This window comes from Caulobacter segnis (assembly GCF_003243465.1).
GTDB lineage: Bacteria > Pseudomonadota > Alphaproteobacteria > Caulobacterales > Caulobacteraceae > Caulobacter > Caulobacter segnis_A.
In genome coordinates, this window is sequence record NZ_QFQZ01000102.1 from 1 (window position 1) to 13,567 (window position 13,567).

General features: G+C 69.2%; 13 protein-coding genes. 9 read left to right on the top strand and 4 right to left on the bottom strand.

Features of this window, described 5'->3' with window-relative positions; all coding sequences use genetic code 11:
- Window positions 1–250 precede the first annotated feature (250 nt).
- Window positions 251–2,041 carry a feruloyl-CoA synthase gene (locus DI526_RS21195; RefSeq protein WP_304282289.1) on the top strand — a complete coding sequence of 597 codons (1,791 nt, stop codon included), beginning with the start codon at window positions 251–253 and terminating at the stop codon, window positions 2,039–2,041.
- A 137-nt stretch (window positions 2,042–2,178) separates the two neighbouring features.
- Here the strand turns inward: DI526_RS21195 and DI526_RS21200 are convergent, their stop codons facing one another.
- The gene (locus DI526_RS21200; protein ID WP_304282291.1) at window positions 2,179–2,832 is read right to left on the bottom strand and encodes a lysoplasmalogenase family protein; all 654 of its coding nucleotides are present in this window, start codon (window positions 2,830–2,832) and stop codon (window positions 2,179–2,181) included.
- Window positions 2,833–2,974: 142 nt separating this feature from the next.
- Between DI526_RS21200 and DI526_RS21205 the strand changes: the two genes are divergently transcribed.
- Complete coding sequence (locus tag DI526_RS21205; RefSeq protein ID WP_304282292.1) at window positions 2,975–4,516, top strand: acetolactate synthase large subunit; 1,542 nt, start codon at window positions 2,975–2,977, stop codon at window positions 4,514–4,516.
- A 13-nt stretch (window positions 4,517–4,529) separates the two neighbouring features.
- Here DI526_RS21205 and DI526_RS21210 read toward each other — a convergent pair whose 3' ends face one another.
- A complete protein-coding gene (locus DI526_RS21210) occupies window positions 4,530–5,330 on the bottom strand; it encodes an SGNH/GDSL hydrolase family protein (protein ID WP_304282295.1) in 801 nt (266 codons plus the stop codon).
- 91 nt (window positions 5,331–5,421) lie between these two features.
- A complete protein-coding gene (locus tag DI526_RS21215) occupies window positions 5,422–6,771 on the bottom strand; it encodes a hypothetical protein (protein ID WP_304282298.1) in 1,350 nt (449 codons plus the stop codon).
- Window positions 6,772–6,914: 143 nt separating this feature from the next.
- Between DI526_RS21215 and DI526_RS21220 the strand changes: the two genes are divergently transcribed.
- The 6 genes from DI526_RS21220 to DI526_RS21245 all read left to right on the top strand — a co-directional run bounded on the left by DI526_RS21220 (window position 6,915) and on the right by DI526_RS21245 (window position 12,339).
- Window positions 6,915–8,012: an MBL fold metallo-hydrolase gene (locus DI526_RS21220; RefSeq protein WP_304282301.1), complete on the top strand. Its 1,098-nt coding sequence runs from the start codon at window positions 6,915–6,917 to the stop codon at window positions 8,010–8,012.
- A gap of 45 nt (window positions 8,013–8,057) precedes the next feature.
- Window positions 8,058–8,498 carry a MarR family winged helix-turn-helix transcriptional regulator gene (locus DI526_RS21225; protein ID WP_304282304.1) on the top strand — a complete coding sequence of 147 codons (441 nt, stop codon included), beginning with the start codon at window positions 8,058–8,060 and terminating at the stop codon, window positions 8,496–8,498.
- Between the two features lies 1 nt (window position 8,499).
- On the top strand, window positions 8,500–9,270 hold the full coding sequence (locus tag DI526_RS21230) for an enoyl-CoA hydratase (protein ID WP_304282306.1): 771 nt from the start codon (window positions 8,500–8,502) through the stop codon (window positions 9,268–9,270).
- Between the two features lie 126 nt (window positions 9,271–9,396).
- The gene (locus DI526_RS21235; RefSeq protein ID WP_304282309.1) at window positions 9,397–10,368 is read left to right on the top strand and encodes an SDR family NAD(P)-dependent oxidoreductase; all 972 of its coding nucleotides are present in this window, start codon (window positions 9,397–9,399) and stop codon (window positions 10,366–10,368) included.
- 16 nt (window positions 10,369–10,384) lie between these two features.
- Window positions 10,385–11,242, top strand: coding sequence for an NAD(P)-dependent oxidoreductase (locus DI526_RS21240; protein WP_304282312.1), 858 nt, complete (start codon window positions 10,385–10,387; stop codon window positions 11,240–11,242).
- Between the two features lie 452 nt (window positions 11,243–11,694).
- A complete protein-coding gene (locus DI526_RS21245) occupies window positions 11,695–12,339 on the top strand; it encodes a hypothetical protein (protein WP_304282315.1) in 645 nt (214 codons plus the stop codon).
- Here the strand turns inward: DI526_RS21245 and DI526_RS21250 are convergent.
- Window positions 12,336–12,956 (bottom strand): glutathione S-transferase family protein, encoded by a 621-nt coding sequence (locus tag DI526_RS21250; protein ID WP_304282322.1) that lies wholly within the window; start codon window positions 12,954–12,956, stop codon window positions 12,336–12,338. The genes DI526_RS21245 and DI526_RS21250 overlap by 4 nt on opposite strands.
- A 197-nt stretch (window positions 12,957–13,153) precedes the next feature.
- On the opposite strand from DI526_RS21250, the gene DI526_RS21255 reads away from it, so the two are divergent.
- Window positions 13,154–13,567 (top strand): ribonucleotide-diphosphate reductase subunit beta (locus DI526_RS21255; RefSeq protein ID WP_304282318.1); only part of this gene is annotated, 414 nt, incomplete at its 3' end.

Below are 13,567 nucleotides of genomic sequence, written 5' to 3' on the forward strand. Positions count from 1 at the left end.
CAGCCCGGCCCGCCCGCCGGGGGCCTCTTTCGGAAGCGGGTTAAAACCCCGCGCGTCGAAGGCTCACCGGATAACGGCTGCGCGGAGCGCCCAGGCTTCGTCGAAACGGTAATCACTCTATCCTCACCCGGACGAACGTCCGGGCGCTCCGCTTCCCCTTCCGAATCTTCAGCGAGCGATCGCGTGAAGCTGCGGCGGCGCGTCTTCACGGCAATTGAACGCCCGTATGACCCGCGACATAACTAGAGCCATGAACGCGCCCCACACCGCCCCCTTCCGCGACGCCCGCTACGCGCCCCGCGCTCTGGAGGTCGAGCGGCGGGGCGAGACGCTGATCCTGCGCAATCCCAATCCCTACTCGGACGCGGTGCGCACCACGACTGAGCCCTTGGCGCGCTGGGCGGCCGAGGCGCCGGACCGGGTCTGGCTGGCCGAGCGGATCGCCGGGGGCGACGGCTGGCGGACGATCACCTATGCCGAGGCCAAGGCCCAGATCGAGGCGCTGACTGGCGGTTTGGCTGGCCTGGGCCTGCAACGCGGCCAGCCGCTGCTGATCCTGGCCCGCAACGGCATCGAACACGCCCTGATCGCCTACGCCGCCATGAGCCTGGGCGCGCCCGCCGCGCCGGTCTCGCCGCAATACGGCCTGAAGGGCGCGGACTTGACCCGCCTCCAACACGCGGTCGAGCGGCTGAGGCCCGCCGCCGTCTACGCCGACGACGCCGAGGCGTTCGGCGAGGCCCTGGCCGCGCCGTTCCTGGCCGGCCTGCCGGTGATCGTCAGCCGCAACCCGCGCCCAAGCGACATCGCTTTCGCCGACCTCTTGAGCAGCGCGCCGCGCGCCCCCGTCGCCCAGCCCGACGACATCGCCAAGCTGCTCTTGACCTCGGGCTCGACCGGCAAGCCGAAGGCGGTGCTCTGCACCCACGCCAACATCGCCCTGAACGCGGCGCAGATCGAGGCCTGCTACGCCGATCCCGAGCCGCCGGTGCTGGTCAATTCCGCGCCCTGGAGCCACAGCCTGGGCGCCAACGCCATCCTCCACATGGTGCTGCACCGGGGCGGGACGCTTTACATCGACGCCGGCCAGCCGGTCCCCGGCCGCTTCGACGAGACGGTCCGGAACCTGCGCGAGGTGGCCACGACCTACCACAACATGGTCCCGGCCGGCTGGGCCATGCTGATCGGCGAGCTGGAGCGCGAAGAGGCCCTGGCGGCGAAGTTCTTCGAGACGGTGCGGGTGCTGCAGTACGGCGGCGCGTCCATGGCGCAGTCGATCCTCGACCGCGTCCAGGCCGTGGCGCTCAAGACCGTCGGCGAGCGGATCACCTTCGCGGCGGGCTATGGCGCGACCGAGACCGGCCCGACGGCCTGCAACATCCACTGGCTGAACGCCCGCTCGGGCATGGTCGGCCTGCCGACGCCCGGCACGGCCGTGAAGCTGGTCCCGGCCGGTGAAGGCGGCAAGTTCGAGATCCGGGTGAAGGGGCCGCAGGTCTCGCCCGGCTATCTCGACCAGCCCGAAGCGACGCAGCAGGCCTTCGACGAGGACGGCTTCTATCGCCTGGGCGACGCCGCGCGCCTGGCCGATCCGGAAGATCCCTCGGCCGGCCTCGTCTTCGACGGGCGTCTGGTCGAGAACTTCAAGCTGGCCAGCGGCGCCTTCGTCGCGGCCGGGGCGCTGCGGGTGGCGGCGGTGTCGGCGCTGGGCGGCCTCGTCTCCGACGCGATCGTCTGCGGCGAGGGGCGCGAGGGCGTCGGCCTGATGCTGTTCCTCGACGCCAAGGCCTGCGCGCGGCTGGGGGATGATGCGGCCATCCGGACGGCGATCGCCGAGCGCCTGGCGGCCTACAACCAGCAGGCCAAGGGCGGGACGGGGCGGATCGCCCGCGCCCTGATCCTCGACGGCGCCCCGGACGCGGCCAGCGGCGAGCTGACCGACAAGGGCTACATCAACCAGGCTTTGGCCCGCGAACGCCGGCCGACGGAGCTGGAGCGCCTGTTCGCCGAGGCGCCGGATGAGGCAATTCTCGTGTTCTAAGCCGTCCTTCCCGTGTCATCCCGGCCGCAGCGCAGCGGAGAGCCGGGACCAGGGGCGGAGCGCACGGTACTTCGTCACCCCCTGGGTCCCGGATAGCCTCTTCGAGGCTTCCGGGATGACAATGCGATAGCGGTGATTTAGCGGGCTCGTTCTGTGGTGAGCGCGGCTGTCACACCCAGGCAGATCATCAGCTGGCCGGCATAATACAGCCCCCACACCGCCAGGCCGGTCGCGAAGCTCTCCGGCAGCAGGCCGCCTCGGGCGAAGATCAGCAGGTCCGAGACCACGAACATCAGGGCGCCCAGGGCAACCCGGCCGCGCGGGAAACGGCTCAGCCAGGCCGAGGCTGCCATCGCCGACAGCCCGGTGGCGTAAAGCGCCACCCCCGGCGCGCCGGCCCGGTCGGCGGGCAGGTGGAAGGCGATCCCGACGACCACGGGGATGAAGGCGGCCGCCGCCAGAAAGGCCAGGGTCGAGGCCTTGCGCCGGTTGCGGGCGTACAGGGCGATCGCCGTCAGATGTCCGGCCAGGAAGGCCAGGGCCCCGATCGTCAGGCCCGAGGTCACCAGCAGCACGTCGCCCAGCGCGCCCAGGGCCATCACCGCCGCCAGCAGCCAGCCGTCCGTGGCGCGCGCCTTCAGCGCCGCATAGACCGCCAGCAGGCCGACGCCAGCGCCCTTCCACAGGACCTCGGCCGGCATGGGAAGCTTCAGGCCCCAGCTGGCGATGTAGCTGACGCCGGCGATCACCGACGCGATCAACACCCAGCGGGCCGACGCGGCCTTCGACATGATCCGTTTCCCCCAAAGCACGGCCCGCCCTGCCGGCGATGCTCGCAAGAGCCAGGATGCCTCGTCGGCGCTTGGCCGCGCAATCCTGTTGCGTGACTTGGCGGAAATGTCGGAAGGATGGGGCGACGGTACGGAGAAGACCATGAACGGCGCGGACGCCCTGATCACCACCCTGGCCGACAACGGCGTCACCGCCTGCTTCGCCAATCCCGGGACCAGCGAGATGCAGTTCGTCTCGGCCCTGGACCGCGAGCCGCGCATGCGCAGCGTGCTCTGCCTGTTCGAGGGCGTGGCGACCGGGGCCGCCGACGGCTATGGCCGCATGGCCGGCAAGCCCGCCTGCACCCTGCTGCACCTGGGGCCCGGCTACGCCAATGGCGCGGCCAACCTGCACAACGCCCGCCGGGCCTTTACGCCGGTGGTCAATGTGATCGGCGACCACGCCACCTATCACCGCGGCTTCGACGCGCCGCTCAATAGCGACATCGCCGCCCTGGCCGCGCCGAATTCGATCTGGGTCAAGTCGGCCGAGAGCGCCGACAGCGTCGGCCCTCTGGCGGCCGAGGCGATCGTCGCCAGCTATGGAACGCCGGGCGGGAACGCCTGCCTGATCCTGCCCGCCGACGCGGCCTGGAACGAGGCCACCGTGAAGGGGCCGGTCGTGACTCCGCCCGCCTTCGCCGCGCCGGATCCGGCCGCCGTGGCGACCGTCGCCAAGGCCCTGGGTTTCGCCAAGTCGCCGGTGCTGCTGCTCGGCTCGGGCGCGTGCGGCGAGGCCGCGTTGGCGGCGGCCGGCCGGCTGGCGGCCCACGGCGTTCGCGTGCTGACCGACACCTTCACCGCTCGCCAGGCGCGGGGCGAGGGGCGGTTCCGGCCCGACAAGCTGCCCTATTTCGCCGAGCAGGCCCTGAAGGACCTCGACGGCGTCGACCTGATGGTGCTGGTTTCGACCCAGCGCCCGGTCGCCTTCTTCGCCTATCCCGACCGACCCAGCGTGCTGACGCCCGAGGGCTGCTCGGTCGAGACTCTGTGCGGCCGGGAGGTCGACGCGGCGGCGGCGCTGAACGCCCTGGCCGACGCCCTGGGCGCGGCGGCGGCGGGGCCGATCGAGACCTATGCGGCGCCCGACGCTCCGACGGGCCGGCTCGACGCCTGGGCGATCGGGGCCTCGGTGGCGCGGCATATGCCGACGGATACGGTGATCTCGGACGATGCGGTCACCGCGGGCCTGCCGATCTTCACCCAGACCCGCAGCGCGCGGGCCCATGACTGGCTGTCCCTGACCGGCGGCGCGATCGGCCAGGGTCTTCCGCTGGCGATCGGCGCGGCGGTGGCCTGTCCCGACCGCAAGGTGCTGGCCCTGACCGGCGACGGCGCGGGCATGTACACGGTCCAGGCGCTCTGGACGATGGTCCGCGAGACGCTCGACATTACCGTCGTGGTCTTCGCCAACCACGCCTATCGGATCCTCGGCATCGAGCTGGGCCGCACGGGCGCGGGCAATCCCGGACCGGCGGCCTCGAAGCTGCTGGACCTGGGCGATCCGCGCATCGACTGGGTCCAGCTGGCCCAGGGCATGGGCCTGAGCGCCGAGCGCGCGGAGACGGCCGAAGCCTTCGACGACGCCTTCGCCCGCGCCATGGCGACTCCCGGGCCGCGCCTGATCGAAGCGGCGATGGGCTAAGAACGCCGCCGGGCTATCGCGGCAGCGTCTTGTCCAGGGCCTCGGCGATGGCGGTCATCGCCGCCAGATTGGGGTGATAGGGCGCGGCGCCCGGAGCCGGGTAGCCGTTCATCCAGGGCTTCGCCGCGCAGGCGTCGTGACCCTTGCTGAGGTCCGAGACCGCCAGCACGGTCGCGTCGCCGGCCTGGGCGGCTTCCCGCGTGATGGCCCGCAGACGCTCGGCCTTCGCGCGGGCGGCGTCGGCGGCGGCGTCGGACAGCGGCGTGGCCGCGCAGGCGCCGCTTGGCGGCAGCACGGCGGGGTACTCGACGAAGACGATGCCGGCCTGGGGCGCCCGCGCCCGGATCGCTCGCGCCAGCTCGGTCATCGCCGCCTTCAGCGCCGCATAGTCGGCCTCGCTGGGCGTGGTCTCCGGCTGGCATTTGGCTTCGCCCAGCGCGCGGCAGGAGGCGCCGAACAGGCCGCCGATATAGCCGATGTCGTTGCCGCCGATGGTCAGGGTCACCAGTCGGGTCGCCGAATCCACCGCGTCGATCTGCGCGGGCAGCTCGCCCCACGGCCGCAGCAGCGCCGCGGTCGTGGCGCCGCTGCAGCTGACGTCGACCAGGGCGAGGCCCCGGCGGGCGGCCAGCTGATGGGCGTAGTTCCGGGTCGAGCGCGCGCAGCGGGCGGGGGCGCTGGTCTCGTACGGCGTGATCCCGGGGCCGGCGGCGAAGGAGCTGCCCATCGCCACGTACCGCGCTGCGGCGGCGGTCTCGGCGTGGGCGGTGGCGGCGGCGGCGAACAAGGCCAGGGCGGCGAGGATGAGGCGCATGGCGCGATCCTAGTCAGCCGGCGCGGCAAAAAGAAAGCCCGCCCGGATCGCTCCGGACGGGCCTTCTCGCCTGGCGGTCAGGACTGAAGGATCAGCCCTTGACCTTGTTGGTCGGCAGCTTGCAGCCGCCGCCGATGCCCTTGGCCTGGACGCAGGAGAGGAACTCCTTGGCGGCCGGCTTGGCGACGCCGATCGGATAGCCCAGCACCCAGCCCGGCAGGCCGTCCGAGCAGGCCACCTCGACGAAGCCCTCGGTGTCGGTCGCGCCGATGATGCGGGCGTCCGAGACGGTGCACGAGGCCTTGTTGAAGCCGACCAGATCCTTGGTCAGGCGGGCGTACTGGGTGTCCTTCTTGGTGAACGAGCAGCGGTAGCCGTTCAGCTCGGCGGTGACGCAGTCGAACACCGTGCCGCCGGTGGCGGTGAACACGGCGATGCCGCCGACGTCACTGCCCTTGCACTTCAGCTCGACGATTTCCTTCTTCGGGTCGGTCGTCGGCAGCATGCCGTACTTCTCGACGTCGCAGGGGAAGCCGGCCTTGGTCGCCAGCTTGCTGTAGAAGCCGGCTTGCTCGGTCTGGGCCGCGACCGCGTCGGTCATGGTGCAGCCGCCGCCGACGAAACCGGCCTGGGCGCAGGGGATGGCGCGGGCGAAGGCGCCGGTGGCCGCCGTCTGCTGGTAGATGTAGCCCTTGCCGTCCTGGCACGAGACTTCGAAGTAGTTGTCGCTCTTGGTGCTGAGCACGTAGCGGCGATCCTTGACCGCGCAGTTGGTGTTCGCCGCGCCGTTCAGTGTGTCGACCACGTTCAGCTGGGTCTGGCGATTGGTCAGCTTGCAGCTGACATTGCCGCCTTCCTCATACAGCAGGCAGCTGTTCACCGAGACTTCGCCGTTGATGTTCATCGGCGCGACGGTCTGGACCACGTAGCCGGCGCCGCCCTTACAGGCGACTTCGAAGTACGAGTTCTTGGCGCTGGAGCCGATGGCGCGGGTGTTCTCGATGTCGCAGTTCGCGCCGCCCTTCTTCACGTAGGGCGCCAGGCCCGCGCCCGGATTGGCGTTGCCGGGCAGGATGCAGGCCAGGCCGCCGACCTTGCCGTCGGGACCGGGTTGGCTCGACTCCAGGCAGGTGTAGAGCTGCGGGGCGGCGTCCTTCTTCGAGATCAGGGCGAAGCCCATGCCCTCGTTACAGGCGACTTCGTAGTACTTCGAGCCGGCCTTCTTGTCCTCGCCGATGAAGCGCGCGTCCGAAACCGTGCAGCCCGCGCCGCTGGCCTGGATCAAGGCCGGCGCCTCTTTCATACCCGCCTCGCGCGCCTTGGCGTCGATGGCGGGCTTGCCCTTCTCTTCCTTCGGCGCCGAAATGACGGCGGCCGGCACGAGAATGGCGACCGCGAGGGCGGCCGACAGGCCGATCGCGAAAGGCCTCATGGGAAACATCTCCTGGGTGGATTCCTCGCGCGGACATAAGCGCGTGCTTGCATCGGGGGTCAAGATACCGTCCGACATAGGCGGGATCTTGACGGCCTTGGCGGGCAAAAAATGGGTGGGCGGACGAGAGACCGCCGCCGGAAGGGGACGAAATGCGCGACGGGTTCGAGGACGAGGCGGGCGGCGAGGCCGAGTCGCCGAAGAAGGCGGGGCGCCTGGTCTATCCTTTCGGGACCGCGCCGGAGCCCGGCTCGGGCGAGGCGGTCGAGGTCGCGCCGGGCGTCCTGTGGCTGCGGATGCCGCTGGGCGGCTCGCTGCAGTTCATCAATGTCTGGGCGATCGCGGACGGCGAGGGCTGGGCCATCGTCGACACCGGCGTCCAGACCCGCGAGACCAGCCAGGCCTGGCGGAACGCCTTCGCCGGCGCCCTGGGCGGGCGGCCGATCACCCGCGTCATCGTCACCCATCTGCACCCGGACCATATCGGCCTGGCCGGCTGGATCACCCGCAAGTTCGACTGTCGCCTGTGGATGACGCGGCTCGAATATTTCCAGTGCCGGATGCTGGTGGCCGACACCGGCCGCGAGGCGCCCGAGGACGGGGTCAAGTTCTTCCGCGCCGCCGGCTGGGACGAGGACGCCATCGAGAACTACAAGGCGCGCTTCGGCGGCTTCGGCAAGGCGATCTACGCCCTGCCCGACAGCTATCGCCGCCTGAGCGACGGCGAGGATTTCGAGATCGGCGGCTGCACCTGGACGGTCGTCACGGGCCAGGGTCACTCGCCCGACCACGCCTGCCTGTGGTGCCCCGAGCTGAATCTGCTGATCTCCGGCGATCAGGTGCTGCCCCGCATCTCGTCGAACGTCTCGGTGTTCCCGACCGAGCCGGACGCCGATCCGCTGAGCGACTGGCTGCGCTCGCTGGCCAAGGTCAAGGCGACCGTGCCCGACGACGTGATCGTCCTGCCGGCCCACAACGATCCGTTCGAGGGCCTGCACACGCGGATCGACGGGCTGATCTCGGGCCATGAGCGGGGCCTGGCGCGGCTGGAGAAGAAGCTGGCCGAGCCCAAGCGTGTCGTGGACACCTTCGGCGCCTTGTTCGCCCGGCCGATCGGGCCGGACCTGCTGGGCATGGCGACCGGCGAGGCCCTGGCGCACCTCAACTGCCTGATCCGCCGGGACCGCGTTCATCGGCGGACGGACGACGAGGGCGTGGCCTGGTACGCGGCCTCGTCCGGCGAGGCCTGAAAACAGCTGTTTGACATTTCGCGTGCGAAGCATCACGCTCGGCCCATGCCCGTCGCGCAAGACCGCCGCCTGATCTTCCTGCTCAACGCCGGCCATCGGCGCGTGCAGCGCTGGCTGGAGGTCAGGATGGCGGCCAAGGGCGGCCTGACCGCCGCCCAGTCGGGCGTGCTGTTCTATCTCGGCGAACGCGACGGCGCCCTGATCGGCGAGGCGGCGGACGCCCTGGACCTGGCGCCCTCGGCGATGACCGGCCTGGTCGATCGGATGGCCAAGGCCGAACTGGTCGAGCGGCGGACAGATCCCAAGGATGGCCGGGCCATGCGCCTGCATCTGACCGACAAGGGCCGTGCGGCGCGGGAAGAGGCCAAGACGGGGCTTCACGGCCTCAAGGCCCAGCTCGTCGAGGGCTTCACCGACGACGAAATCGACGTGGTCGCCCGCTGGCTGGCCAGCCTGCAGACCAAGTTCCCCAAGGGAGACGCATGACATGACGGACCTCGTGAAGGTCGAGATCGAGGCGGGGGTCATGACCCTCACCCTGGCGCGGCCGGAGAAGAAGAACGCGCTGTCCAACGCCATGTACGGCGCGCTGGCCGACGGCCTGGAGCGGGCGGAGACCGATCCGGCGGTCCGGGTCGTGGTCTTCCAGGCCGACGGCGACAGCTTCACGGCCGGCAACGACCTGCAGGACTTCGCCGCCCAGGCCACCGGCGCCTTCACCGGCGAGCGCCATGTGTGGCGGTTCCTGAAGGCCCTGGCCCACGCCACCCGGCCGCTGGTCGCCGCCGTCCAGGGCCAGGCGGTCGGCGTCGGCACGACCATGCTGCTGCACTGCGACCTCGTCTATGTCACGCCGGACGCGCGGCTGACCGTGCCGTTCGTCAACCTGGCCCTGGTGCCGGAAGCCGCCTCCAGCTGGCTCTTGCCGGCCCGCGTCGGCCACGCCCGCGCCTACGCCATGTTCGCCCTGGGCGAGGCGGTGGACGGGGCGACGGCCGTGGCCTGGGGTCTCGCCAACGCCGCCGTCGAGGCCGGCGACCTGCGGGCCCGCGCCCGGGCCGCCGCCGACCAGCTGGCCAAGCGTCCGCTGGGCGCCCTGACCACCACCAAGCGCCTGATGCGCGACGCCGAGAAGATCGCCGCCCTGATGGACGTCGAGGGCGCCGAGTTCGCCGCCCGCCTGCAGACCGCCGAGGCGCGCGAGGCGTTCACGGCCTTCATGGAACGCAGACCCGCGGACTTCTCCAAGGTTCAATAGAAACTGTCATCCCGGGCGAAGCGCAGCGGAGACCCGGGACCACAAAAGGTTCAGAGTGTCCGGCGGTCTCGGCTCGGCGCGCTGCGCGCTTGGCCGGGATGACAGATCATAAAGCGGGAGGATCGCATGGCGGATCGGATCACCTCGCCCTTCGGGGCCAAGTCGACGGCGCGCGAGGTGGTGGCGGGCCATGATCTGTCGGGCAAGGTGGCGATCGTCACCGGCGCGGCCACCGGCATCGGCGTCGAGACGGCGCGGGCCCTGGCGCTGGCCGGGGCGGAGGTGATCATCGCCGCCCGCAAGCCGGAGCTGGGCGAAGAGGTCGCCAACCAGATCAACGAAGAGGTCGGCCTGAAGCGGGTCAGCTTCGGCCTGCTGGACCTGTCGAGCCTGGAGGCCGTGCGCCACTTCGCCCATCGCTGGGGCGACCGGCGGCTGAACCTTCTGATCAACAACGCCGGGGTCATGGCCTGCCCGCTGGCGCGCACGGTCGATGGGCTGGAGATGCAGATCGGCACCAACCACTTCGGCCACTTCCTGCTGTCGGTGCTGCTGGCGCCGAACCTGGTCGACGGCGCGGCGCATTCGGGCCACCGCTCGCGGCTGGTGTCGCTGTCCTCGATCGGCCATCGCCGCTCGCCGATGAACTTCGAGGATCCGAACTACCTGACCCGGCCCTACGACAAGTGGGAGGCCTACGGCCAGGCCAAGACGGCCAACAGCCTGTTCGCGCTCGGCTTCGACAAGCGGTTCAGCGACAAGGGCGTCAACGCCAACGCCGTCATGCCGGGCGGCATCATGACCCCGCTGCAGCGCCACTTGCCCATCGAGGAGCAGCGGGCCCTGGGCTGGCTGGACGAGAACGACCAGCCGCGCGAGGGCTTCAAGACCACCGAGCAGGGCGCGGCCACCAGCGTCTGGGCCGCCGTGGGCGACGAATTGGAGGGGATCGGCGGGCTCTATCTGGAGGATTGCAACCAGGCGGTCCCGTGGAGCAAGGAGCAGCCCTGGGTCGGCGTCATGCCCCACGCCCTCGACCCCGAGGCGGCCGAGCGGCTGTGGGCCCTTTCGGTCGAGACCACCGGCGCCGGCGCCTAATTCGGAGACCAAAGCCATGAGCCTGAAGGGCAAGACCCTGTTCGTCACCGGCGCCTCGCGGGGCATCGGTCTCGCTATCGCCCTGCGCGCCGCGCGCGACGGGGCCAACATCGTGGTCGCGGCCAAGACCGCCGAGGCCCATCCCAAGCTGCCCGGCACCATCCACACCGCCGCCGCCGAGATCGAGGCGGCGGGCGGCAAGGCCCTGCCGCTGGTCGTCGACGTCCGCGACGAGGCCAATGTCCAGGAGGCGGTCGAGAAGGCCGTCGCCACGTTCGGCGGGATCGACATCTGCGTGAACAACGCCTCGGCCATCTCGCTGACCGGCACGCTGTCGACCGACATGAAGCGCTACGACCTGATGCACCAGATCAATACGCGCGGCACGTTCCTGACCACCAAGACCTGCATCCCGCACCTGAAGAAGGCCGAGAATCCGCACGTTCTGATGCTGTCGCCGCCGCTGGACATGTCGCCGCGCTGGTTCGGGCCGCACGTGGCCTACACCATGGCCAAGTTTGGCATGTCGATGTGCGTGCTGGGCATGGCCGAGGAGTTCAAGGCCGACGGGATCGCCTTCAACGCCCTGTGGCCGCGCACCGGCATCGCCACCGCCGCCATCCAGTTCGCCCTGGCCGGCGAGGAGGGCCTGCGCCACTGCCGCACGCCGCAGATCATGGCCGACGCGGCCCATGCGATCTTCAACAAGCCCTCGCGCGATTTCTCGGGCCAGTTCCTGATCGACGACACCTTCCTGTACGGCGAGGGCGTGCGCGATTTCGATCACTACAAGGTCGACCCGACCGCGGCGCTGATGCCGGACTTCTTCGTGCCCGAGGACAGCGTCCCGCCGCCGGGGGTGACGATCGGGTGAGGGGGGCTGAGCGCCGCCTTTCAGCGCGTGGCGCCCCTTCTCCCCGGAGAAGGAGCCCTCCTTACATCTCACGGCGAGACGATCGCAGGGCTGAGCAGGTCACTCTTGGCTTGCCCTCGGGCCGGCGAAGCCGGTCCCGGGGGACCGCCCTCCGGGCGGCCGCCGCGCGGCGACGCGGAGCGTCGTCCTTGACTGACCTGCTCAGCCCTGCACGCTGCAGCCTCCAAGAGATTTAAGGATCGCCCCCGACCGGTGGTGGGGTAGCGATCTCCAGGGCAACTCCGTTGGCTGTCGATGCAGTATTGAGGAGGAAGGGGCTCATGCTCCCAGGGGACAGCTACCTGCGACGCCTACCGGCGGGTTTGGACAGATACCAGCGGCTAATCGTAGAAAGTCTCGTAACGGCCAGCGACATGGCCTCAGTCGCGCTTGCGCGGCTTGAAAGGGCCGCAATGACGCTCGACGTTAAGGCTCCGGCGGAAATCTCGCGCCCACTACGAGTTGGAATGCTGTCTGATGCATGGACGGTCGTCGATGCAATTCACGCCAGTCGCCTGCTCCTAGGCGCGCTGGGAAGCGACCAAGTCAAGGTTTTGGCGGCAGAATATCTAGATCTGACAAAGCCTGCTTGGAGCATGCGAAATGACATGGATCATTTGCCGCAGAAGTTGGGGAATTTCGCAAGAAGGCGCGGTGTAGTTCAGCCGTTGTACGGCTCGGTACGGTATGTTCGCGCCACGGGGCAGGGCCAATATACCATCATTACGCTCCCGTTTGCTTCTGCTGTTGAGGAGTGGGCCGCCCTAATTCTTACGCCAGAAACTATTGTCAGTGAGGGTGTGACATCCATACATCTTGAGGCATTCGGACATGATTTTGCCCTTCAGCCGGCATGTGAAAATCTCAGGCACCTACTTGAGCAGATCGCTGCGGTTATCGAGCCTATGTTGATAGATGGGCTAACTAAAGCCTCGGGTGGAGATCCGGAAGAGTTGGCGAAAGCTCTGACACCTCTCGGTATGGATCTAGTCATGAGCTTGAGTTTTCAGCCGCACGCCGAGGATGTGGCAGGTGTTCCACAAATCACGGCGAGCTAGTCGTTGTTCACCCCCGCCGCCCCCAACCGCTCCCACCCGTCAAAGAGCGGAAACCGCTCCGCCCAGAACGCCTCCAGCCTCGGATCGGCGTCCACCCGCTTCACCACCTCGCTCATCTTCGGCGCGGCCTCGTAGAAGCGCACCCGCCGAGGCCCCCAGCGGCTCAGCACCGTGACGTAGAGGTCCAGCACCGTCAGCTCCTCGCCCAGCAGGTATCGCCCCGGCGTGATCTGGCTGTCCATCATCCGCCAGCAGTCGACGATCCGGTCCTTGATCGCGGCCTTGGCCATCGCCTGCAGCGCCTCGTCGTCACCCACGAGCCGCGCGGGCGCGTCGCTGATCCAGTAGAGCGAATAGATCGAGGCCGGGATGAAGGTCATCCAGCGCAGGAACTGGGCGCGGGCCGGATCGTCGATGGCGGGGGCGAGGCGCGCGGCCGGATGGCGGTCGGCCAGCCAGATCAGGATGGCGGCGCTTTCGGTGATGGTTTCGCCGTCGGGGGTGACCAGCGCCGGAATCTGCTTAAGGGGATTGATCGCCGCGACCTTGGCCGCTTCCGCTTCGCCGTGCCAGGTGGGAGCCTCGATCACCTCAAAAGGCAATCCGATCAAGGTCATGGCGGCCTCGACTGGCACGCCGCCCGAGCCGAGGGCGCTGAAAATCCGGAACGGCTTGTCCACAGAACCTCCCCTATGTTGTGGCTGAGGCCCATTGTCACACTAGATGTGGTGGGGCACTCTAGGCGTGCGTCGGGCCAGCGCCTGCCGTAACCTCTTCTAACCCGTCCGCTCGATTCTCGCTCCGAGGCCCTGTCATGTCCGCTCCGTCGTCGCTGATCCTGCCTGGCCTGATGACCCCTTCGGGCGGTTACAAGCCGTTCCGCTATCCCTGGGCCTACGACTTCTGGAAGAAGCAGCAGCAGGTCCACTGGATGCCGGAAGAGGTGCCGCTGGGCGAGGACCTCAAGGATTGGGCCGTCAAGCTGAACGACAAGGAACGGAATCTGCTGACGCAGATCTTCCGCTTCTTCACCCAGTCCGACGTCGAGGTGCAGGACAACTACATGGAGCGCTACGGTCGGGTCTTTAAGCCGACCGAAGTGAAGATGATGCTGGCCTCGTTCGCGAACATGGAGACGATCCATATCGCGGCCTACGCCCTGCTCCTCGAGACCATCGGCATGCCCGAGACCGAGTTCTCGGCGTTCATGGAATACGAGGCCATGAAG